Origin of the sequence: Mycoplasmoides fastidiosum (genome assembly GCF_024498275.1) — a bacterium.
GTDB lineage: Bacteria > Bacillota_I > Bacilli_A > Mycoplasmatales > Mycoplasmoidaceae > Mycoplasma_N > Mycoplasma_N fastidiosum.
The window spans coordinates 1,006,485-1,031,033 of sequence record NZ_CP101809.1 but is presented as its reverse complement, the minus strand read 5'-3'; the positions used below and the strand labels follow the sequence as shown (position 1 = coordinate 1,031,033).

Sequence of the window (24,549 nt, the reverse complement as noted above, 5' to 3'; positions counted from 1 at the left end):
ACTAATATTTTTTATCCGTATAAGTTTTTCATTTTAAAGAAATAATACTGAAAATTTCAAGTTAATTTTACAGTTAATTATTAAATTTCAACAATAAAAAACAGATCATTTAATACTGCTCTGTTTTTTTGTAATGATGATAGTTTTTTAAAACGTGGAAATTATTGTCTCACAATTCCGTTATTAAAGGCTTCAGCTAAGGAATGATTGACTGAAGGTTGAGGATTGTTAACCGAATTATCTTGGTGTTTTCTAAATAATTCGGTAAGAGTTTTGATTTCTTGATCTGCAGAACTAATTAGATTTTCTACTTTGGTTTGCATTTGTTGAAATAAATCTCTAGCTGTATTAGTTTTGGTGCTTGGCTGAGAACCGATAAAAATTCTTAGATTTTCAATTTTACCACTAGCAAAAGCCTCTAAAAGCCGATTTAAAGCTTCAGAATTATTATTGTTAGCTAAGACAAGAACTAATTGCTCTAAAGCTCTTTTTAAAGTATTTTTTTGAACTGGAAACACTCTTGTACTGATATCGCCTAAAATTTCTTTTAAGATTTGCATTCCTTTTGCAATTTCAGGATCAGCTGAAGTTGGTGAAGTAATTAAATTTCTTAATGTCGCAACACTTTCAGCTGTTTGATAAGCCTGATAATGTTCTTTGATGGATTGAAGAGTGTTGATGAATGATTGGAATTTATCCCATTCTTGATAAAAAGTAGTGAATTTCTGATTGAATTCACCATTAATACTGAAAAAAGATTTTAATTGGTTTGTTAAATAAGCATTATTTTCTATTTGATTAACGGCTTGTAAGTCCCGAATTAAGTCATTTCAAGCATTTGATCCTAAAAAAGTTTGGTACTGATTAGTCTGATTGCTAATATTTCGCACTGTTGGACGAGGATTGGTTTGATTTAATTGAGCTAATAATGTGGAAAAACTAGATGAATTAGTTGGATTATTAACATCAACATTAGCATTTAATTCAGCCAACAACTGATCAGCATTCTGATTTAATAAACTTAAAGCAGCTTGATTCTCGTTTGTTAAACTTCTGTTTAAAGTTAAAACTTTAAGATCATTTGTTAATTGATTTCAAGCTCGATTTTGATTAATTAAATCATTTAATAAACTGTTGAAATTTTTTTGGGGATCGCTGTTAGATCGATTCAAAAATTGATCTTGGGTACGAATTAATAGATTCTCTAACGCTTCTTGATTTTGTTGAGAACGACCATTAGCATTTAAAACTACTAACCCTTCTTGACTACTAAAATCATTGAGTTTAATTGTTGCAAAATCAAGGGTTATAGTCGCATTGGCAACGGTTAAATATTTTTGAGTAGTTGAACTTAATTCTTGTTGATATTTATTTTTAGCACCTAATAATGCTTGTAATTTGGCTTCTTGATTATCACTAGTTGCATTAGTATAAGCTACTAAAGCATCTGCTAGTTTGGTTTTAAGTGTTGATAATGATTCAGTACTAGTAGGATTAGCTAAAGCATTTAATTGAGTGGTTAAAGTAGTTGCTGCACTAGAGACTGCATTTAAAAGTGAACTAAGAGTATAATTGGGATCTGGTTTTTGATTTTTAGCAGGAGGGTTATTTTTATCTGTTTGCACTGCAGATTGTAAGAAATTGACTAAAGAATGAATTGAAGCGGTTGACGAATTAGCAGCTTGATCACTAGAATTGCCCAAAATGGTTAAAGAAACCTTTGCAACTTGGGGATCAAATTAATTGCACCAGTAGTTGCTGCAGTTAAGTTTTGATTAATAGCTGCAACAGTTCTTTCTTCGTTTTGTTGTAATGCCATTTTTACTTCGGTTCGTTGTAAAACCATCTTAGCTTGCATTACACGTTCTTTTTGGGCTATTACTTCGGGAGTTTCAACTGGTTCAGCAGGAATTACAGGCTCAGCTGGGATAACTTCAGGACTTGGCATTTCTTGTTGATTATGCTCCAAAGTTTCAGGTTTAGTTTTAGCTTCATCATTCTTTTTAATTTCAGGAGTGGATTTCTTGGATTCTGTTTTTGGACTATCATTAGAATCAGGACTTGGCCTTTTTATTTTAGGAACAATATTAGGCTTGTTATTTTCAGTCGTTATATCTTTATTTACTGTATTCTCGCCTCAAAAATCACCACAAGCGGCTAGTACTAAACTGCTAGTAATTGCAAAAACTAAACCCGCTAATCACAACTTATTCTTTCGAAATAAACCTATTTTTTTCATAACAACAAAATCTTTAATTTTCTTTTTGCATGATAATTTAGCTCAAAATAGAACTAATTATTTATTAATATAATTTTACCCTTGGAAAATTTCTTTATTAAAAGAAATCATTTATTACAAAATGAATTTTAGTGCAAAATATTGATGGTAAATATGAACCATTGATTACAATAAAAATATCAGATTTTTTTTAATTTCTGAATTAATTTAAATCAACAATCTTCATTTAGGTGAGGATTGTTAATGCTTAATGGGAAATACAATAAGATTGTTAAAATTCCATTTAAATTTTTTAGTTAGAAAGTTTTAATAGTTCTCATAATTACTAAAAACATAAATTTATTCATAAGTGAGAAAAAATGTTTTTTAAATTCTTAAAAAAAGTGCTTGCTTTTGGCGCAATGAGTTTATTTTCAGCAAGTTTGTTAGCAGCATGTGGAGACCATCAAAATGGAAATCATGTTCAAACCCAAAAAAGACAACGAAATATTGATTATCGAGGTTTTGCAATTAAACCCCAACCAAATGTGGAAGATCGCATTTTAAAATTTCCCGCAGCGATAGCTGAAAATAAATTGAATGCTGAAGGAAAATTTCGGTTTCAATTACATCATTCCCCAGTGCAAGGTTTAATGGGTGAATGGACTGCTTATGCAACTCGGGTAAAAGCGATGCATAATAATGATTTATTTCAGCCAATTACTGTTTATTCAGCTACAGCAACAGTTCAAGCAGTTCATGACATCGATGCTGAATCATCTTTAGTTTTTGTTTTTGATCAGTTAGATGTAACTAAAAAAGGTCAATTTTTTACTTTTTACTTCATTAAAAATGACGGAAGTCAAAGGATTTTATTTAGTCAGGTCAATATCGAAAATAATCGTGATATTTTTCCGATTCAATAAATTTTGAAGAACAAAAAAAATCTAGGTCATAAAAAATGACCTGGATTTTTAAATCAAATAAGAAAAAAACTATTTATTTTTTACAAATCATGTATTTCTGTTTCGGGCAGAATATTACCATTATTAAATATTTCAATTAAATGATTAGTTAATCGTGCGGTTTGACTGCCATCACTGGGTTGTAGTTGCAAACTTAATATAGATAACAAGTTAGACAAAGGATTACCACTATTATTTTGTAATTTTTCTAATTCAGTTTTTAATTGTTCAAATGAAAGTTTAGCAGCTTGGTTTGTGCTAGATGTGGTTCCTTCAACTAAATCAGCATAAATTAAGCCAACATTAGTAGTCGTGGTACCTGAAGTTGATGAGTGAGCAATGGCTTCAGCATCAGATTTAGCACTTTCTTCTCACTGATTTTCACTGGCAAATTCACTTAATGCTTTGCCAAATGATCCTTCAGTCATTGATTTAATTTCGGTAATAATTTGTTCTAAAAAATACATTAATGATTTTTTATTTAATGGTTGTGAATCATTACCAAGCGGATTGTACAATATTGTTGCAATTTCAATACTTAATTTTCTTAAAGCTTGGCCTTGAGCAACAACTTGTAATACGTCGCCATAATTATTAGATAATGCAATCAAACGATTTAAATTAGCTGCACCTTCTAATAACGGGTATGTAATTTTATTGGACTCATTTTTTATTCATAATAATTTTTGTAGTTTGTCTCATTCGGTTTGAAAAGACGTAAATAAATTTTTTAATTTTTCTGCTGCGGTTTTTAATGCATTTACTTTAGTTTGACGACCAGAATCACTAACTTTAGTTGCTAAAGTTTCTAGTTTTTTTACTAAAGTATTTGTTCCATCTCCTGTTAAAAGAGTTGAGTATTGATTTGAACCATTAGCGATTTTTGCTAAAATTTCTGATACGTTTTTATCAACAGGATTTAAGATTTTTAAAACATTAGATGCATCTACGGTTAAATAAGCATTTAAACGCGAAACATCAACCGGCAATAAAGTGTTTAAATGTAGGGCTAAAAAATTCACAGCACTATCATTATTGATTAATAAACTTTGATTGTAGGTTAAAACCTTCATTTGTTTATTTAAACTGCTTCAAGCAGCATTTTGATCAGCTAATCCGACAACAATCGCATAAAGTTGAGTGCTTGGATTTGTGTCATCTTCAATACCAAAGGGAGCACTATCTTCAGCTCATAAATCATAACCAGCAGTGCCTAAAACATTAATCCGCACTTTAGATACTAAAGCATTTAAAATATGAGAATGTTTAGTGCCATTTGTTTTGTCTGATAAAAAGGTTGCAACATCATGATTAACAAAGGTTTCTAGTAAAGAAGTTGCTTTATCCACATCAAACGCTGCTTTTTGAACTTCAATTAATTGGGGAATGACTTGTTTTAATTTTTTATGATAATTTTCATGAGCGTTTTTTAGAGTTGTTCAACTATTATCTTGGGTAGTTGATTTAGCATAAGCTTCTAAAGCAGTTTCAAATGTTTGTTTAGCAGTATTTAAAAGTGTAGTATTTGCACTTTTACTCGATGGCAATGTATTTAATTTAATTAATAAATTACTAGCATATTTTTTTACGTTTTTAATGGTTTGGGAAAATTCATCTTTTTTTGTAACGGGAATAATACTAGTGTCAATTGCTGAAGTTGTTAATTGAGACTCTAATGTTTTTAATAAAGCCATAACAGAATGAGATTTTTCACTAGTGCCATCAATGGTTGTTACTATCTCATCTGAAACATTTCCTAGAGCAGTTTTAGAAGTGGCAATTGTTTCTTGACTAAATTTGCCTACTTCACTAACAGTTACAATATTAGCTCTAATTTTTTCAAGTGCTTTTTCTTTATCGATTGTTAAAACAGTTTTAATTTCAGCTTGTTGCAATAAATGTTTAGTGGCTGCAATTTGATTAACAGTTGCTTGAGGAACTTTAAGAAGTGGGTTAGTGGTTGATGCATTATTTGAACTGTTACTGCTATTCATATTAATTTGATCAACTAAATTATCTGATTTTTTAGTTTTGTCTAAATTATTTTGATCAGATTGATTAGGGGCATTCGGTTCAGAATTTGCCGAGTTATTGGAATTATTAATTCCGTTTGCATCATTTTGATTGGGTTGATTGGAGTTATTACCAGTATTATTATTTTGTGCAACAGCAGCATTATTTGCACATGCAGCTAAAACAATACTACTAGTGGTAGCTACACTAAAACCGGTTAATCCAAATTTTTTTCTATGTAGAAAATTTAATTTCTTCATGAAATAAAAAATATTCTTTTTTTAGCTTATCAACGATTCAACGAATCCATAATTTTATTAGTTTAGGATTAATTGTAATTAAGATTTTTTGAAGTTTAAAAAAATTAATGTGAAAAAATTGTTAAAAGTAAATTTAATTCTATTTTTAATAAAAGGTTTCATTGTTTATAAAAAATAAAAAAACAGATCACTTTCTGTGACCTGTTTTTTTATGAAAGAATAATTCAAAATTTTTTATGAATTATGTATTTGAGTCTCAGGAAGAATATTACCATTATTGAACATTTCAGCCAAATGATTAGTTAAACGAGCTGTTTGACTACCATCACTTGGTTGTAATTGCTGACCTAATAAACCTAAAAAATAATATAATGGCTTATTACCTACGTCTTGCAATTTTTCTAATTCAGTTTTTAATTGTTCAAACGAAAGTTTAGCAGGAGTTGAAGGCGTACCTGTTGTGGCCATAGTGCCTTCAACTAAATCAGTATAAATCAAACCAGTATTGGCTGGAGTTGAAGTGGTATTTGAATGTGCAATGGCTTCAGCTTCAGATTTATTAGTTTCTGTTCATTGGGTTTCTTTAGCAAATTCATCAAGTGCTTTTCCGAAGGAATTATCTGCTGTATTTTTTATTTCAGTAATGATTGCTTGTAAAGATTTTATTAGTGGTGATTGCTCTTCTTGAGATGTTGATGATAAAGTGGGAGATACTGCATCTACAATTTTATTACCTATTGCTCTTAAACTTAAAGCTTGTCCTAGTGCTTGTAAAACATCACCATAATTATTGGCTAATCCAATTAATCGATTTAAATTAACAGCACCTTCTAGCAATGGAAATTTAATTTGAGATTGATTCATAATTCATAATGAGTCTTGTAATTTATCTCATTCGGTTTTAAAAGCAGTAAATTTAGTCACCAATCCTTCGGCTGCTGTTTTTAATGTATTGACTTTAGTTTGACGACTAGCATCACTAACCTTAGCTGCTAAAGTGGTTAATTTCTTAACTAAAGTTTCTTCTTCTGAACTACCTAAAAGAGTTGCATACTGATTCACACCTTTAGCAATTTTTTCTAAAATTTCAATAGTATTAATTGAAGATTGTGAATGCAATATTTTTAAAAGATTGGATTGATCAAAGATTAAATAAGCATTTAACCGCGCAACATCAACAGGAACTAAAGTTTCTAAATGCTGGGCAAAAATATTAATTGCACTTTCAACACCAAGCAACAAATTTTGATTGAAAGTTAAAGATTTTATTTCGTGTTCTAAATTATTTCATGCTGTAGTTTGATTAGCTAAGCCAACCACAATAGCATAGAGTTGTGTACTTGGTTGAGTATCACTTTCAGCACCCGGTGGGGCATCATCTGTAGCTCATAAATCATGTCCTAATGTCCCTAAAACATTTGTACGCACTTTAGCAACTAAAGCATTTAAGATCTTAGAATTTTGGCTTCCATTTGTTGTGTTGGATAAAAAATTAGCTACATCTGTATTAATAAAACTTTCTAATCAAGAAGTTGTTTTATCAAGCTCAAGTGCGGCTTTTTGAATAGCAACTAATTTAGGAGCTGCTTCATTTAATTTTGCTTGAAAATCATCTTGAGCTTTTTTCAAATTTAATCAAGCAGTTTGTAAATTTTCTGTTGTAGTTGCAGAGCTATAACTATCTAAAGCAGATTCAAATGTAGTTTTTGCTACATGAAAAATATTAGTATCTGTAGTTACTGTTGCAGGTAAATCGTTTAATTTAGACAATAAATTATTTGCGTGTATTTTTATATCGTTAATCGCCTTACTAAAATCTGTTTTTTTATCTGTTGGCACAATTTGTACAGTTGTTGTAGGGGCATTTAATTGTGATTCTAAAGTTTTGACTAATGCTGCAACTGATTGATTTTTTTCATTATTGCCATCAATAGTTGTGATGATTGCATCACTTGTAGTTCCCAAAGCTTGCTTGGAATTAGCAACAGTTTCTTGGCTGAATTTACCAATTTTGGTTACAGTTAAAATATTGGCTTTAATTTTTTTACTTGCTACTTCTTTATTATTGTTTAAAACAGTTTTAATTTCAGCCTGTTGCAGCAATCTTTTAGCATCTACTATTTGTTGTTGAGTTGCTTGAGTTATTGCTGAAATCTGAGATGTGTCAGAACTAGGGGGAATAACATCATTATTTGATTGATCAGATCCAGGTTTTGATGCATCTTCAGTTTTATTTATTATGTCTAAATTATTCTGATTAGACTGATCGGGTTTAGTTGGTTCGGGATTGGCAGAATTATTCATTGCTTCTGAATTATTCGGTTTAGTTTGTTGAGAATCAACAACAGGATTATGTGCGCAAGCAGCTAAAACTAAACTGCTAGTTATAGTTCAGCCAAAACTGGCTAATCAAAAATTTTTTCTGTGTAGAAATTTGAATTTCTTCATTAAATTAAGGATAGATCCTTTTTTAGGTTATCAACGATTCCATGAATCCGTATATTGTTTAATTAAATTAATTTTTTGTCTTTTTCTTTTTAAAATGATTGAAATAGTTTTTAAAAAATAATTCAATTAGTATTTTAACAAATGGTTTGTCTATCTGATTAAAACAAAAAAACAGATCACTAAAAGCGATCTGTTTTTTTAATCTTTAAAGTTAATTGAAAAATTTATTAGTTATGAATTTCGGTTTCAGATAAAACATCACCATTATTGAAAATTGCAGCTAAGTGATTATTTAATCGATTAGTTTGACTACCATCACTTGGCTTCAACTGTTTGTTTAATAATTCTAGTAAATCGTGTAATTTTTTATCAGTTACATCTTCTAAATTACTTAAATTATAACTTAAAGTGCTAAACAACAATTTATCAGATGGTTGATTGGTTCCATCAGTTTGTGTTGCACCACCCACTAAATCAGTATAAATTAAACCAGTTTTTATTGTTTTTGAACTACTGCTGGTCGTTAATTTAGCAAGGGCTTCTGCTTTAGTTTTATTTTCACCGGTTCATCCAGATTCTGTGGCAAAATTATTTAACGCTTTACCAAAACCAGTAACTAGCGAATGAATGTCACTAACAATTTTTCCCAATATTGTTGCTAATGAGGTTTCTTGAGTTTTCTGGGATGGATTATTTGGAATAATTTTTGTTGCAGTCGTAATTTGAGTTACTAATGTTTGTAAACTTTGGGCTTGACCGACAACCTGTAAAACATCACCGTAGTGATTGGCTAAGCCAATTAACTGGTTAAGATTAGTGGCAGCATCTAATAATGGGTAAGTAATTGTGGTATCATTTTTTGTCCATAATAAGGGCCGTAATTTCTCTCACTTTACTTTAAATGCATCAAATTTAGTAATTAATTTTTCAGTTTCAACTTTTAGATCAGTTACTTTTTTCTTACGAGGTTCATCGCTAACTTTATTTTCTAAATCGGATAATTTTTGCAATAAACTATCCGTTCCAGTTTTTGCTAAAAATTTATCGAAATGATCAATACCTTTGCTAAGATTTTCTAAAGTTTTAGCAATACTATCATAGTTTTGATTTTCAGTCAAAATTTTAACGACATTAGCACTAGGAACAATTAAGTAAGCATTTAATCGAGCTACATCAAGTGGAACTAGAGTTGTTAGGTGTAAAGCAAAGACATTAACAGCATTAACAGCTTCTAAAATCAAACTCTGATTAAAGGTTAAAATTTTAATTGCATTTTTCAAATTATTTCAAGCTGCAGTTTGATGAGCTAAACCAACGACAATGGCATAAAGTTGAGTACTTGGTTTTTTATTATCGCCCGTTGGAATGCCGGCTGGTGCATTATCTTCTGTTCATAAATCAGAACCAATAGTACCCAAAACATTGGTGCGTACTTTAGTTACTAAGGCATTTAACACAAGCGAATGCTTAGTGCCATTAGCTGCATCTGATAAAAAAGTAGCTACATCGGTATTGATGTATTTTTCTAATTCTGAAGTTGCTTGGTCTAAATCAAATCCAGTTTTTTGGGCATCAATTAATTTAGGAGTGATTTCATTTAACTTATTTTGATAATTTTCATGAGCTTTTTTCAAAGTAACTCAAGTGGTATTTAATGTTGTCGAATTGGCTGCTGTATAAGCTGCTAAAGCAGTTTCAAATGTTTTTTTTAACATCATCTAAGAGATTAATACCCTTACCCACTTTTGTCGGTAAAGCGTTTAATTTAGCTAATAAATTGTTTGTTTGAACTTTTACCTCATTAACTGCAGCACGAAATTGGTCTTTTTTATTGTTAGGCACAATTGTTGGATCATTTTCGGCTGTTTTTAGTTGAGTTTCTAGAGTATTAATTAAAGTCATGACTGAAGCTGCTTCTGCTTTTGATTGATCCACTTCAGTGAGAGCTGTGCTGGTTAAAACACCAAGAGCAGTCTTAGCATCTTTAACAGTATCTTGACTGAAAATACCCACTTCATTGACGGTTAATAAATTAGCTGTAATAGTTGCTCAAGCAGCACTTTTGTTATTGTTCAAAACAGTTTTAATTGTTGGAGTTTGTAACAAAATTTTTGCTGCAGCTAATTGGTTTTCAGTTGCTTGGGGAATTATAGGAATATTTGGTTCAGAAGTATTTTTACTACTGTTTGCACCTTCTGAATTATCTGGGTTGTGTTGTTCAGAATTATTATTAATACTGTTGCTATTATTTGAAGGTGTTATATCATTCGTTCCACAAGCACCTAACACTAAACTACTCATCGTGGCAATGCCTAAACCAGCTAACCATAGTTTATTCTTTTTGAATAAATTTAATTTTTTCATTAAAGTAAAAGCTCTCTTTTTTGAAAAATAATTTTTGATGTTATTTTTCGAAATATATAATTAATTTTAATAAGTGATTTTCTGATTGAAACTTTGATTTGAAAACGGAACAATCATTTTTCACAACAGGGGAATTATAATATGATATTTTCTCACTTGTAAATTTAATAAAACAAAAAACAGATCACATTTAATGCGATCTGTTTTTTGTTTTATATATATTTTTATTCAAAAATTATTTGTTGAATTAATTATGCACTTCTGATTCAGGCAGAACATTACCATTATTAAAAATTGCAGCTAAGTGGTTATTTAATCGACTAGTTTGACTCCCATCACTTGGTTGCAATTGTTTGTTTAATAATTCTAATAAATCGTGTAGTTTTTTATCTGTTTCGTTTTCTAAATTACTTAAGTTATAACTTAAATTTTCGAATGTCAATTTTTTAGATGATTCATCATTTGCACTATTTTGTGTTGCACCACCAACTAAATCAGTATAAATTAAACCAGTTCTTATTGTTTTTGAATCGCTGCTGGTCATTGATTTAGCAAGCGCTTCTGCAGCGGTTTTATTTTCATCAGTTCATCCAGATTCTGTGGCAAAATCATCTAATGCTTTACCAAAACTGTTATCTATAATAGAATTATTATCAGCAACAATCTCATCTAATATCGTTGCCAATGTAGTTTCTTGTGGGTTATCGAGTTGATTGCTTGGAATAATATTTACTGCGATGGTAATTTGATTTACTAATGTTTGTAAACTTTGTGCTTGGCCAACAACTTGTAAAACATCGCTGTAGTGATTGGCTAAACCAATTAATTGATTAAGCTTATTAGCAGCATCTAATAATGGATAAGTAGTTGTAGTACCAGTTGTTGTTCACAATAAAGGTTGCAATTTATTTCATTCATCTTTAAAAGTAGCAAATTTAGTTTGTAATTTTTGGGTGGCTGTTTTTAAATCAGTCACTTTTTTCTTACGATTTCCATCGCTAACCTTACTTTCTAAATCGGATAATTTATGAATTAAACTATTGGTTCCAGTTTCTGCTAAAAGTGTATCGAAATGATCAATACCTTTAGCAATAGTTGTTAAAGTTTTGGCAATACTGTTATTTGTTTCATTATCAGTCAAAATTTTAACAGCATTAGCACCATCAACAACTAAATATGCATTTAATCGTGCCACATCTAATGGAACAGTTGCATCGATGTGTAAAGCAAAAACATTAACAGCACTAACAGCTTCTAAAATCAAACTTTGATTGAAAGTTAAAATTTTCATTGCTTGATTTAAATTATTTCAAGCTGCAGTTTGATGAGCTAAACCAACGACAATCGCATAAAGTTGGGTACTTGATTTTTTGTTATTACCGGTGGGAATTCCGGCTGGGGCATTTCCTTCAGGTCATAAATCATAACCAATAGTCCCTAGAACACTAGTCCGCACTTTGGTTACTAAAGTATTCAGAACAAGTGAATGCTTAGTACCATTATTAGTGTTAGATAAGAAGGTGGCTACATTGGTATTAATGTATTTTTCTAATTCTGAAGTTGCCTGATCTAATTCAAAGCCACTTTTTTGAGCGCTAATTAGTTTAGGAGTAATTTCATTTAGTTGAGTTTGATAATTTGCATGAGCTTTTTTCAAACCAACTCAAGCGGTGCTTAATGTTGTTGTATCCGCTGCTTTATAAGTTGTCAAAGCAGCTTCAAATGCTTCTCTAGCATTATTTAAAAAATTAGCATTTTCACTTAATTTTGTTGGCAAAGCATTTAATTTGGTTAATAAATTGCTTGCTTGAATTTTCACTTTATTAACAGCAGTACCAAACTGATCTTTTTTATCATTAGGTACAATATTTGAATCATTTTCAGCTGTTTTTAGTTGAGCTTCTAAAGTATGGATTAGACTCATGACTGATGCTGCTTCAACCTTTGTTTGGTCTACTTCATCAATAGATGGGTTAGTTGAAATACCAAGAGCAGTCTTAGCATCTTTAACAGTATCCTGACTGAATGTACCAATTTTATTAAGAGTTAATAAATTAGCTGTAATAGTTGCTGAAGCAGCTTTTTTATTATTGTTTAAAACAGTTTTAATTTCTGGGGTTTGTAACAAAATTTTTGCTGTTGCTAATTGGTTTTTAGTGGCCTGAGGAATTATAAGATGATTTGGTTTAGAACCAGTTTGATCATTGTTTGAATTTTGATTCGCTTCGTTATGATTAGAATCAGGATTTGGTTTAGGAGCTGTTTGATTACTATTTGCATCTTCTGAATTATTTGAATGAGATTGCTCAGAATTATTGTTGGTATTATTATTTTGCGATGTTAGATCAGTGGCTCCACAAGCCGCCAGCACTAAACTACTCATTGTAGTAATGCTTAAACTAGCTAACCATAGTTTATTCTTTTTGAATAAATTTAATTTTTGCATTAAGGTAAAAGCCCTCTTTTTTAAAAAATAATTTTCGGTGTTATTTTTTATGTAATTAATATTAATAAGTGATTTTCTGATTGCAAATTTGATTTGAAAACGGAACAATCATTTTTCACAACAGGGGAATTATAATATGATATTTTCTCACTTGTAAATTTAATAAAACAAAAAACGGATCACATTCAATGTGATCTGTTTTGTTTTTATAGTATTGTCTAAAAAAATTACTTGTTTATTAATTATGCACTTCTGATTCAGGTAGAACATTACCATTATTAAAAATTGCAGCTAAATGATTATTTAAACGAGCAGTTTGACTACTTCCACTTGGTTGTAGTTGTTTGTTTAATAGCCCTAATAAATCATGCAATTTTCTACCAGTTGTATCTTGTAATTTTTCTAGTTCAATTTTTAAATGTTTAAGGGATAATTTAGTAGGTGTTTGGATGTCCCCAGTAGTTTGTGCAGCGACGCCTTCTACTAAATCAGTGTAAATTAAACCAGTTTTGGTTGTTGTTTTTCCAGTAGTTGTGGATTTAGCAAGCGCTTCTACAGTGGTTCTATTTTCACTAGTTCATGCGGTTTCAGCAATAAAATCATTCAATGCTTTACCAAATCCTTGAGTCAAACTATTAATATTAGCAACCATTCCAGTTAATGATGCAATCAATGGGGCTTCTTTGATTGAGTTAGTTGTATCTGCGGGAATAGGTTTTACTGCGGTAGTAATTTGAGTTATCAATGTTTTTAAACTTTGGGCTTGACCAACAACTTGTAAGACATCATCATAGTGATTAGCTAAACCAATTAATTGGTTCAAATTAGTGGCATTATCTAATAATGGATAAGTTATTTTAGTACCACTTGTGGTTCATAATAAAGGTTGTAATTTATTTCACTCCTTTTTAAAAGTAGCAAATTTAGTTACTAATTCTTGAGTTGCCGTTTTTAAATCAGTTACTTTTTTCTTGCGTTGAGTATCTTCCACCTTATTTTCTAAAACGGTTAATTTTTGCACTAAACTATCTTTTCCTTCTTCAGATAAAAGAACTTCATATTGACTAATCCCTTTGGCAATTGTTTCTAAAACTTTGGCAATACTATCAGTGCCCTCAGTTAAAATTTTAACAACATTAGCATCAGCAACAATTAAATAAGCATTTAGTCGAGCAACATCTACTGGAACTGGAGTTGCTAAATGTAATGCTAAAACATTAACAGCACTAGTGGTTCCTAAAATTAAATTGTGGTTAAAAGTCAATGTTTTGATTGCCTCACTTAAATGATTTCAAGCGGCAGTTTGATTTGCTAAACCAACCACAATTGCATAAAGTTGCGTACTTGGTTTTTTATTAGTGCCGGTTGGAATTCCTTTAGGTGCATCTCCTTCTGCTCACAAGTTATAACCAGCAGTACCTAAAACATTAATTCGCACTTTAGTTACTAAGGCGTTTAAAACAAGGGAATGATTTGTCCCATTAGTTGTATCTGATAAAAAAGTAGCTACATCAGTGTTGATGTATTTTTCTAATTCTGAAGTTGCTTGATCTAAATCAAAGCCACTTTTTTGGGCTTCGATCAATTTGGGAGTAATTTCATTTAATTTAGCTTGATAATCTTCATGGGCTTTTTGCAAACCAGTTCAAGCGGTATTTAATGTTGTTGCATTTGCTTCTACATAAGTTTTTAAAGCAGCTTCAAATGTTCTTTTGGTTTGATCTAAAAGATTATTATCAACACTGATTTGTGCTGGTAAAGCATTTAATTTAGCTAATAAATTAGTTGCTTGAACTTTCACCTCATTAACAGCAGTACTAAATTGATTTTTTTTATTAGTTGGTACAATTGCTGGATTATTTTCAACTACTTTTAATTGGGCTTCTAAAGTGTTAACTAAACTTATGACTGAAGCTGCATCAGCTTTATCTTGATCTATTCCAGTAATAGCAACATCAGTTAAACCCCCAAGTGCGGCTTTAGCATCTTTTACAGTATCTTGACTAAATCTCCCCACTTCATTTACAGTTAATAAATGAGCTTTAATATCTGTTAAAGCAGTATTTTTATTATTGGCTAAAACAGTTTTAATTTGTGAACTTTGTAGCAAAAGTTTTGCTGCTGCTAATTGGTTTTCAGTGGCTTGAGGAATTATAGGAGTTACTGTTTCAGGGGTTTGATTATTATTCAAGCCTTCTGTGTTTGCTGAATTAGGTTGTTCAGAGTTATTATTACTATTATTTGGTGGTGTTACATCAGTAGTGCTACAAGCAGCAAGAATTAAACTGCTTATTGTGGCCAAACCAAAACCAGTTAATCATAGTTTATTCTTTTTGAATAAATTTCATTTTCTCATTAAGATGAAAATCCTCATTTTTCTGAAAATAATTTTTTATATTAAATTCATTTTGATTTCAATATAGTTAATTTTAATTACGTAATTTTTTAATTATTAATTTGATTAAAAAATAGATGATTATTTTTTTAACAGGAAAATTATAATACGATATTGATTTAGTTCGAATTTAATAAAAAAAACAGATTACATTTGATGTAATCTGTTTTAAATTTGTTTAAATGTTTTTGCAGTGGTTGGATATTTGTTGAATTAATTGTGCATTTCTGATTTGGGTAAAACATCACCATTATTAAACATGGCAGCTAAATGATTGTTTAATCGAGTTGTTTGACTACCATCACTTGGTTTTAGTTGTTGGTTTAACAAGCCCAACACTTCTTCTAGTTTTTTATTTGTACCAGTCTGTAATTTTTCCAATTCAGTTTTTAATTGAGTAAATGAAAGTTTGGCTGGAGTAGCACTGTCACCCGTTGTTGCGGCAACACCTTCAACTAAATCAGTGTAAATCAATCCAGTTTTTGTTGTTGTGCTATCAGCTGTAGTTGATTTAGCCAATGCTTCTGCACTAGTTTTGTTGGTTCCGGTTCAACCGGTTTCTGTGGCAAATTCAGTTAATGCCTTACCAAATGAATTATCACTAGTTGCACTCACATCAGTAATGATTTGTTGCAAAGCATGCATTAATGGAGCTTGTTGGGTTGCTTGGGACATGTCTGATGGAACAGCTTTAACAGCAGTGGTAATTTGTGTTACTAAAGCGCGTAAACTTTGGGCTTGACCAACCACTTGTAAGACATCATCATAATGATTAGCTAAACCAATTAATTGATTTAAATTTGCTGCAGATTCTAATAATGGATAAGTAGTTGTAGTACCAGTTGTGGTTCACAATGTTGGTTGTAATTTGTCTCATTCAGTTTTAAAAGTAGCAAATTTAGTTACCAATCCTTCAGCGGCTGTTTTTAAAGCGGTTACTTTTGCTTTTCGAGCATCATCAGTAACAGCAGTTTCTAAAGTTGTTAATTTTTGAACTAAAGTATCTGTTCCAGTTCCTGATAAAAGAGTTGCATATTGATTAACACCTTTAGCAAGAGTTTCTAAAGTTGTGGCAATGTTTGTGTCAGTAGCGTGTAAAATTTTAACCACATTAGATTGATCTAAAGTTAAATAAGCATTTAAACGCGAAACATCAACCGGAACTGGAATGGTTAAATGTAAAGCTAACACATTTACAGCACTAGCAACATCTAAGGATAAATTTTGATTAAAAGTTAAAGTTTTAACAGCATCATTTAAACTATTCCAAGCTGCAGTTTGATTGGCTAAACCAACGACAATCGCATACAGTTGGGTACTTGGTTTTTTATTATCACCAGTTTCAATTCCTTTAGGCGCATCACCCGCTACTCATAAATCATAACCTGGGGTTCCTAAAACACTAGTGCGGACTTTAGCAACTAAAGCATTTAAAACAGAAGAGTGTTTAGATCCATCAGTTGCATCTGATAGAAAAGTAGCGACATCGGTGTTAATAAATGTTTCTAATTCAGAAGTTGCTTGGTCTAAATCAAACCCACTTTTTTGCGCATCAATTAATTTGGGGGTTACTTCATTTAATTTTGCTTGATATTCTTCGTGGGCTTTTTTCAAAGCAGTTCAAGTGGTAGTTAATGTTGCTGCAGTTGCTGTTGAGTAAGTTTTTAAAGCTTCTTCAAAACCCTTTTTCGCAGCATTTAACACATTAGTTTCCGCACTGGCTGTTGTTGGTAATGCATTCAATTTGGTTAATAAATTGGTTGCTTGAGTTTTAACTGCACTTACAGCTGCGTTAAATTGGTCTTTTTTATCAGCTGGTACAACTGTTGCTTTAGTTTCAGCTGCTTTTAATTGTGATTCTAAAGTGTTAATTAAAGCCATGACTGATGCATTTTGTGCATTGGTACCACTAACATCACTCACAACTGCAGCATTAGTTTCTCCAAGTGCAGCTTTAGCATCTTTAACAGTTTCTTGGCTGAAAGTACCAACTTCATTCACAGTTAATAAATTAGCTTCAATTTTAGCTAGAGCAAAATTTTTGTTATTCGTTAGAACAGTTTTAATTTGTTCATTTTGTAGCAAAGTTCTAGCCGCTGCTAATTGGGTTTCGGTTGCTTGAGGTACTGTAGGCGTACTTGGTTCAGGGGTTTGGTTATTGGTTGTTTCATCTGTGTTATTTTGATTGGATTGTCCAGAATTATTGTTAGTGTTATTGCTATTATTAGATGGGGTAGTGTTATTACTAGCACAAGCTGCTAAAACCAAACTACCCGTTGTAGCAAGACCTAAACTGGCCAATCAAAGCTTATTTTTCTTCAATAAATTGAATTTTTTCATGAAGACAAAAGTCCTTATTTCTTTAAAAATATTTTATATGTTCCACCCCTTTTGGGGCTTGAACGGTATCAATTTTAGCCAAGGGCTTTTTTTTTTTTTTTTTAGTCACACAGTCAATAAAAATATGGGGATAATTTTTTGAAAAATTACTTTAATAAATTCTCAAGAATATAAAAAAACCAACCAAACTTTTTGTTTGATTGGTTGGAATTTTTAGTTAGAAATCATTAATTTAAAAAAGTTTTAGATTAATGATTTTCAGTGTCCGGTTGGACATCACCGTTGTTAAACAAAGTAGCTAAATGCGCAGTTAGATCAAAAGTTTGACTACCTTGGTTTGGTTGTAGTTGATTGTTTAATAAATCAAACACAGTTTTTAACTGTTTACCATCAGCATTTTGTAATTTTTCTAACTCAGTTTTTAAATCAGCAAAAGAAAAATTAGCAGGTGTTGATCCGGATCGGGCTTTAGTTGTTTGGCTTAATCCTGAAGTGTGTAAATATCCAGTACTTGCTTTAGCAATTGCATCTAAAGCAGCTTGGTTAGTTTGGTTTAAACCAGTAATCGCAGCAAAAGAGGTTAAATTAGTTCTAAAAGCACTATCATTTTTAACTGTTTCAATTAATTCTTCTAATGCTGTCATTAATGCAGATTTTGTTGCAGTAGTTTTAACTGCAGTATCAATTTGCGTAATCAAAGTATCTAAAGTTTTAACTTTAGCAACTACTTGCACTACATCGGCATAATTTTTAGAAACTCCAATTAACTGGTTCAATTGATCAGCTTGGTTTAGTAACGGATAAGTAACGACATCTCCAGTTTTGGTTGTAAATGCCGCACTGACTTTAGCTCATTCTTGATTAAATTTAGTGAAACTAGTTACTACTTTTTCAACTTCGGTTTTGAAGTTATCAATTTTAGTTTTATCAGCTGTTTTGTCTGATTCGCTGCTTACATCAGTACTTAAAGATGTCAAATCAGAAACTAATTTTGCAGTCCTATTTGCAGGGGCAACTAAATAGGTTTGGTAAGTACTGATACTATTAACAATATCTTCTAAGCTATTTTTAACACTATTGGAACTAACATCTAACAATTTCACAACATTAGCATTGTTAGTTACTAAATAAGCATTTAAACGGGCTACATCAACCGGCACACTATTTTCCACATGGAAAGCTAATAAATCAACAGCGTTTTCAGCTTTCGTGATTGCACTTTGTTTAAAGGTTAATTTTTTCAAAGTGTTAGAAATGGTTTTTCATGATGCGTTTTGATTGGCTAAACCAACTACAATTTTGTATAATTGGCTACTTACTGCACCATCTTCAATCCCACTTGGACGGTTTTTTGTGGCCACAGTTGCATCAACATTACCAGCAGTTCATAAATCAGCACCTAAAGTACCCAATACACCAGTCCGTACTCGAGTTACCAAGTTGTTTAGCGTAGTTGAATATTTATTACTTTCTGAACTTAAAAAAGTTGCTAATTTGGTATTTGCATAATTAGATAGTGCAGAAGTGGCACTATCTAAAACAAATCCAGCTTGTTCAGCTTCTACTAATTTTTGAGCAACTTTTTGTACTTCAGCTTCATAAGCATTTTTAGCAGTACGTAATGCGGCTAGTGTAGTTGCTACATTAGCTTGAGTTTGGTTTGTGACAAACGCAGTTAACGCTTCAGTAAATTTATCTTGCAAATCTTTTAGTTGTTTAGTTGCATTTGCTTCAGGTAAAGCTTGCAAACTGGTTAATAATGCGGTTGCACTATTTTTGACTTGAACAATTGCATCAGTGAATGGAGTTTTTTCAGCTTCAGGAACTAAAGTTGTATTAGCTTTAGCAACGCCATCTTCTAAACTCTTGATTAAAGCAAACACAGATGAAGTTGCTTCATTAGCAGCTGCATTAGCTGCAGTTCCTAAATTTGTAATTGATTGTTCTACAGTTGTTTTATTTAAATCATCAATTGCAGTTACTTTAGTTAATAAATCTGTAATCACTTTTTGATCAGCAACAATTGAGGCTTTTCAGGCTGTTTTTACTTCAGCATTGTCTAGTACAACATTAGCTAATTTTAATTGTTGTTCTGTTGGTTTTTTCACTTCTGGTGCTGGAGCTGGCTTAACTGGTTGTTGGTTGGAATCACCACCACCAGTACCTGGGGTATTAGTTGAACCACTAGTGTTACCAGAACTTGTTCCGCCAGTGTTTTGAGTTTGATTAGCACAAGCTGCAAGTACTAAACTACTTGTAGTTGCAATCCCTAAACTGGCCAATCACAGTTTATTCTTTTTGAATAAATTGAATTTTTTCATTTATGACAAAAGTCCTTATTTCTCTAAAAATAATTTATATGTTCTACTCTTTTTGAGCTGGAACAGGATCAATTTTAACCAAGGTTTTTTTTGGCGGCACAGCTAATAAAAACATGGGGATAATTTTTTAGCAACAAAAAAACAGATCACATTGGTTGTGATCTGTTTTTGATTGATTAAAGTATTTCTTGATGAATGAAAATATTTTAAATTAATTATGAACTTCTGATTTAGCTAAAACATCGCCATTGTTAAACATTGCGGCTAAATGGTTATTTAATCGGGTTGTTTGACTGCCATCACTTGGTTTTAATTGTTGGTTTAATAAAGCAAGAACTTGACCTAAAATTTTATCAGAACTACCTTGTAATTTTTCAAGTTCAGTTTTTAATTGACTAAATGAAAGTTTAGCTGGTGTTGGATTTTCCCCAGTTGTAGCAGCAGTTCCATTGATTAAATCAGTGTAAACATAACCAGAATTATTAGGTGATGCTGTTTTAGCAATTGCTTCAGCTTTAGTTTTTGTGTCAGTATCTCATGTTGTTTCAGCAACAAAAGTTTTTAGTGCTGTACCAAAACTACCACTATCAGCAACTGCATCAATCAATACTTTTAAAGTTGCTAATAACGGAGCAGTATCATCTTTTACACTTGTAGTAATTGTTTGAATACGAGTTTGCAAAGTTTGGGCTTGACCAACAACTTCTAAAACATCACTATAACCATTAGCTAATCCAATTGCTTGGTTTAATGCAGCTGCTTCAATGAGAATTGGATAAGTTTCTTGGCTTGTATTACCAGTTCATAACAGCGCACTAAATTTAGTTCATTGTTCTTTGAATTTACCAAAATTCTCAACTAATGTTGCTGCTGCAGTTTTTAGTGGAGTTACTTTTTGTTTAAGAGTAGCTTTACTATCACCACTTAATGCAGTTTCTAATTCTGTCAAATCTTTAACTAATTTAGCTTGAGCACCAGTTTCAGAGCCCGCAACTAAAAACTGATCAAAGTGACTAACTCCTTGACGTAAATTATCTAAAATGCTTTTTATACTTCCAGTTGTTGGGTTTAAAATTTTTACAATATTAGATTCATTCACAGTTAAATAAGCATTTAACCGCGCTACATCAACCGGCACTGAAACTTGTAAGTGTAAGGCGAAAACATTCACTGCTTCAGGAGTTTGTAATGATAAACTGTGATTAAAAGTTAATACTTTAACAGCATCATTTAAACTGTTTCAAGCCGCAGTTTGATTGGCTAATCCAACGACAATCGCATACAGTTGAGTACTTGGTTTTTTGCCATCACCAGTTTCAATTCCTTTAGGCGCATCACCCACTACTCATAAATCATAACCTGGTGCTCCTAAAACACTGGTTCGGACTTTAGCAACTAAGTTATTTAAAACAGTTGTATTTTTACTACCATTAGTTGCATCTGATAAAAATGCGCCCACATCAGTATTAATGAAGGTTTCTAATTCAGATGTTGCTTGATCTAAATCAAATCCACTTTTTTGCACATCAATTAATTTGGGCGTTACTTCATTAACTTTAACTCGGTATTCTTCATGAGCTTTTTTCAAAGCTGTTCAAGTTGGATTTAATGTTTGGACTGTAGTTGCTTTAACATAATTATCTAATGCAGTTTCGATTGCAGTTTTAGTTGTATTTAAAAGATTATTATCAGTAGTAACAGCGGCTGGTAATTTGTTTAGTTTATTTAGTAAAGTAGTTGCGGTGTTTTTAACATTAGTAACAGTTTGAGTGAACTGTTCTTTTTTAGCAGCTGGTATAATTGCTGTGTTATTTTCAACAGCTTTTAATTGGGCTTCTAAAGTATTAACTAGTGCTAATACTGATGCTGCTTTAGCTTTTTCTTCAGTGATATCAGTTACAGCAGCATTATCGCCAGAACTTAGTGATGTTTTAGAAGCAGCAACAGTTTCTTGACTAAATGTGCCCACTTCATTTATAGTTAATAAATGAGCTTTAATTTGGTTAACAGCATTATTTTTGTTATTAGCTAAAACAGTTTTGATGGTGTCTTGTTGTAATAAAGTTTTAGCAGCTGCTAACTGGGCTTCAGTTGCAACAGGAACTTTGGGAGTATTTGATTCAGGAGTTGGTGTGGTATTGATGGTGCTACTGTCTGTGCCAGAATTATTGTTTTGGTTATTGGAATTTTGACCAGAATTATTGACTGGAGGAGTGTTGGTATTGCTTGCACATGCAGCCAATACTAAACTGCTTGTGGTAGCAAGACCAAGACTGGTTAACCACAATTTATTTTTTTGTAGAAATTTTAATTTCTTCATGAATTAAAAATCACCTATTTTATATTTTCTTAAAAATTATTTTTAGAGCGTTTAAAGAAATTAAGGACTTTAAACAGCAATGATTTTAATCAAGGGCTTTTTTTTTTTTTTTTTGGGTAAAAGTAAAAATAAAAACATGGGGATAATTTTTAAGATGTTCAAAACTGGTTACTAATCATGATTACAATCCTACAAAAACAAAAAAACAGATCACACAATTGTGATCTGTTTTTGATTGATTGAAATATTTTTTAATTGATAAAAGACTTTTAATTAATTATGCACTTCTGATTCAGCTAAAACATCACCATTGTTAAACATTGCGGCTAAATGATTGTTTAATCGGGTAGTTTGACTACCATCACTTGGTTGTAATTGTTTGTTTAACAAATTAATTAAATCATTCAATTTTTTATTTGAAACATTTTGAAGTTTTTCTAATTCAGTTTTTAGTTGTTCAAATGAAAGTACTTTTGGTTTGGCAGGGGTATCACCGTTTTTAGCAACGGCTGCTGCACCATTCACTAAAGTGGTATAAATAATTCCCTCATAAGTTGTTGAACCATCAGTTTTTTCATTTGCTAATGCTTCAGCATTAGTTTTATTATTACCAGTTGTTCAACTAGATTCTTTGGCAAAATCTGCTAAAGCTTTGCCAAAAGTTGTATCTGTACTTGCTTTAATGTCAGTAATAATGGCTTGTAAAGCATGTAATAAAGGTGCTTCTTTTTCAGCCTTGTTAGCTTCACTTGGAATTGGGTTTACAGCAGTTGTAATTTGTTTTGCTAATGCTTTTAAACTTTGGGCTTGGCCAACAACTTGTAAAACATCACCATAATGATTTGCTAAGCCAATCAATTGATTTAAATTAACAGCACCATCTAATAAAGGATAAGTAATAGTTGTGTCTTTTTTAATTCATAAAGCAGGTTGTAACTTATCTCATTCTTTTTTGAATGCTGTGAATTTAGTTACCAACCCTTCAGCTGCTGTTTTTAAAGCAGTTACTTTTGCTTTGCGACCATTATCAGTTACTGCATTTTCTAAATCAGTTAATTTTTTCACTAAAGTGTCATCACCACTATCAGCTAAAAGTGTATTGAAATAATCGACACCATGAGCAATTGTTTCTAAAACTGTGGCAATATTATCACCAGTTGTTGCGTGTAAAATTTTTTGCACATTTGATTGATCTAAAGTTAGATAAGCATTCAAACGCGCTACATCAACTGGAACTGGAATTGCTAAATGTAAAGCAAACACATTAACTGCTTCTTTATTTTCAAGTAGTAAATTTTGATTGAATGTTAAAGTTTTTATTTTGTCATTTATTTGGTTTCATGCTGCAGTTTGGTTTGCTAATCCGACTACAATCGCATAAAGTTGACTACTTTTTTTAGTTTCATCAACACTAATGCCAACTGGAGCATCATCTTTAGCCCATAAATCATATCCAGGATTACCTAAAATATTTGTGCGAACTTTAGTAACTAAGGTATTTAAAACAATGGTATTTTTACCACCATTAGTTGTATCAGTCAAAAATGCCCCTACATCAGTGTTAATGAAAGTGTCTAATTCTGAAGTTGCTTGGTCTAAATCAAATGCACTTTTTTGCGCATCGATTAATTTGGGTGTTACTTCATTAACTTTAGCTTGATAATCATCATGGGCTTTTTTTAAAGCTGTTCAAGTTGGATTTAATGTTTCAGCTGTAGTTGGGTTAACATAACTATCTAAAGCAGTTTCGAATGCAGTTTTAGCTGAATTTAAAACATTATTATCAGCAGTAACAGTAGCTGGCAATTCGTTTAATTTATTTAGCAGTGTAGTTGCAATTGTTTTCACACTATTAATCGCTTGAGTAAATTGATCCTTTTTATTAGCAGGTACAATTGCTGTGTTATTTTCTGACAATTTTAATTGTGCTTCTAAAGTCTTAACTAAACCTAATAATGAAGCCGCTTTTGCATTTGCATCAGTAATATCAGTCACCGCAGCATCATCGTCAGAACTTAGTGCTGTTTTAGAAGCAGCAACAGTTTCTTGGCTAAATGTTCCTACTTCGTTTATAGTTAACAAATAGGCTTTAATTTGGTCAATAGCATTATTTTTGTTATTAGCTAAAACAGTTTTGATGGTGTTTTGTTGTAATAGAGTTTTAGCTGCTGCTAACTGGGCTTCAGTTGCAACAGGAACTTTAGAAGGATTTGGTTCAGGAGTGGGTGTGGTATTGGTGGTGCCACTGTCTGTGCCAGAATTATTGTTTTGGTTATTAGAATTTTGACCAGAATTATTGGCTGGAGGAGTGTTGGTATTGTTTGCACATGCAGCTAATACTAAACTGCTTGTGGTGACAAGACCAAGACTGGTTAACCATAATTTATTTTTTTGCAGAAATTTTAATTTCTTCATGAATTAAAAATTACCTATTTTATATTTTCTTAAAAATTATTTTT

13 protein-coding genes are annotated in these 24,549 nt (G+C 31.4%); 1 reads left to right on the top strand and 12 read right to left on the bottom strand.

Annotation, left to right across the window (positions count from 1 at the left end; translation table 4 throughout):
* Positions 1 to 161 precede the first annotated feature (161 nt).
* Positions 162 to 1,703 carry a hypothetical protein gene (locus NPA10_RS03570; protein WP_256547340.1) on the bottom strand — a complete coding sequence of 514 codons (1,542 nt, stop codon included), beginning with the start codon at positions 1,701 to 1,703 and terminating at the stop codon, positions 162 to 164.
* A gap of 5 nt (positions 1,704 to 1,708) precedes the next feature.
* On the bottom strand, positions 1,709 to 2,239 hold the full coding sequence (locus NPA10_RS03565) for a hypothetical protein (protein ID WP_256547339.1): 531 nt from the start codon (positions 2,237 to 2,239) through the stop codon (positions 1,709 to 1,711).
* A gap of 359 nt (positions 2,240 to 2,598) precedes the next feature.
* On the opposite strand from NPA10_RS03565, the gene NPA10_RS03560 reads away from it, so the two are divergent.
* Positions 2,599 to 3,144 carry a hypothetical protein gene (locus NPA10_RS03560; RefSeq protein WP_256547338.1) on the top strand — a complete coding sequence of 182 codons (546 nt, stop codon included), beginning with the start codon at positions 2,599 to 2,601 and terminating at the stop codon, positions 3,142 to 3,144.
* Between the two features lie 80 nt (positions 3,145 to 3,224).
* On the opposite strand, the gene NPA10_RS03555 is transcribed toward NPA10_RS03560, so the two are convergent.
* The 10 genes from NPA10_RS03555 to NPA10_RS03510 all read right to left on the bottom strand — a co-directional run bounded on the left by NPA10_RS03555 (position 3,225) and on the right by NPA10_RS03510 (position 24,505).
* Positions 3,225 to 5,456, bottom strand: coding sequence for a hypothetical protein (locus tag NPA10_RS03555; RefSeq protein ID WP_256547337.1), 2,232 nt, complete (start codon positions 5,454 to 5,456; stop codon positions 3,225 to 3,227).
* Positions 5,457 to 5,690: 234 nt separating this feature from the next.
* On the bottom strand, positions 5,691 to 7,904 hold the full coding sequence (locus NPA10_RS03550) for a hypothetical protein (protein ID WP_256547336.1): 2,214 nt from the start codon (positions 7,902 to 7,904) through the stop codon (positions 5,691 to 5,693).
* Between the two features lie 227 nt (positions 7,905 to 8,131).
* Positions 8,132 to 9,619, bottom strand: a complete 1,488-nt coding sequence (locus NPA10_RS03545) for a hypothetical protein (RefSeq protein WP_256547335.1) — start codon at positions 9,617 to 9,619, stop codon at positions 8,132 to 8,134.
* Complete coding sequence (locus tag NPA10_RS03540) at positions 9,507 to 10,268, bottom strand: hypothetical protein (protein ID WP_256547334.1); 762 nt, start codon at positions 10,266 to 10,268, stop codon at positions 9,507 to 9,509. The genes NPA10_RS03545 and NPA10_RS03540 overlap by 113 nt, the downstream gene beginning before the upstream one ends.
* A gap of 247 nt (positions 10,269 to 10,515) precedes the next feature.
* Complete coding sequence (locus NPA10_RS03535; RefSeq protein ID WP_256547333.1) at positions 10,516 to 12,714, bottom strand: hypothetical protein; 2,199 nt, start codon at positions 12,712 to 12,714, stop codon at positions 10,516 to 10,518.
* A gap of 238 nt (positions 12,715 to 12,952) precedes the next feature.
* Positions 12,953 to 15,070 (bottom strand): hypothetical protein, encoded by a 2,118-nt coding sequence (locus NPA10_RS03530; RefSeq protein WP_256547332.1) that lies wholly within the window; start codon positions 15,068 to 15,070, stop codon positions 12,953 to 12,955.
* 252 nt (positions 15,071 to 15,322) lie between these two features.
* On the bottom strand, positions 15,323 to 17,449 hold the full coding sequence (locus NPA10_RS03525; RefSeq protein WP_256547331.1) for a hypothetical protein: 2,127 nt from the start codon (positions 17,447 to 17,449) through the stop codon (positions 15,323 to 15,325).
* 248 nt (positions 17,450 to 17,697) lie between these two features.
* Positions 17,698 to 19,770, bottom strand: a complete 2,073-nt coding sequence (locus NPA10_RS03520) for a hypothetical protein (RefSeq protein ID WP_256547330.1) — start codon at positions 19,768 to 19,770, stop codon at positions 17,698 to 17,700.
* 211 nt (positions 19,771 to 19,981) lie between these two features.
* Positions 19,982 to 22,090 (bottom strand): hypothetical protein, encoded by a 2,109-nt coding sequence (locus NPA10_RS03515; protein WP_256547329.1) that lies wholly within the window; start codon positions 22,088 to 22,090, stop codon positions 19,982 to 19,984.
* Between the two features lie 273 nt (positions 22,091 to 22,363).
* Complete coding sequence (locus tag NPA10_RS03510; protein ID WP_256547328.1) at positions 22,364 to 24,505, bottom strand: hypothetical protein; 2,142 nt, start codon at positions 24,503 to 24,505, stop codon at positions 22,364 to 22,366.
* Positions 24,506 to 24,549: the final 44 nt, after the last annotated feature.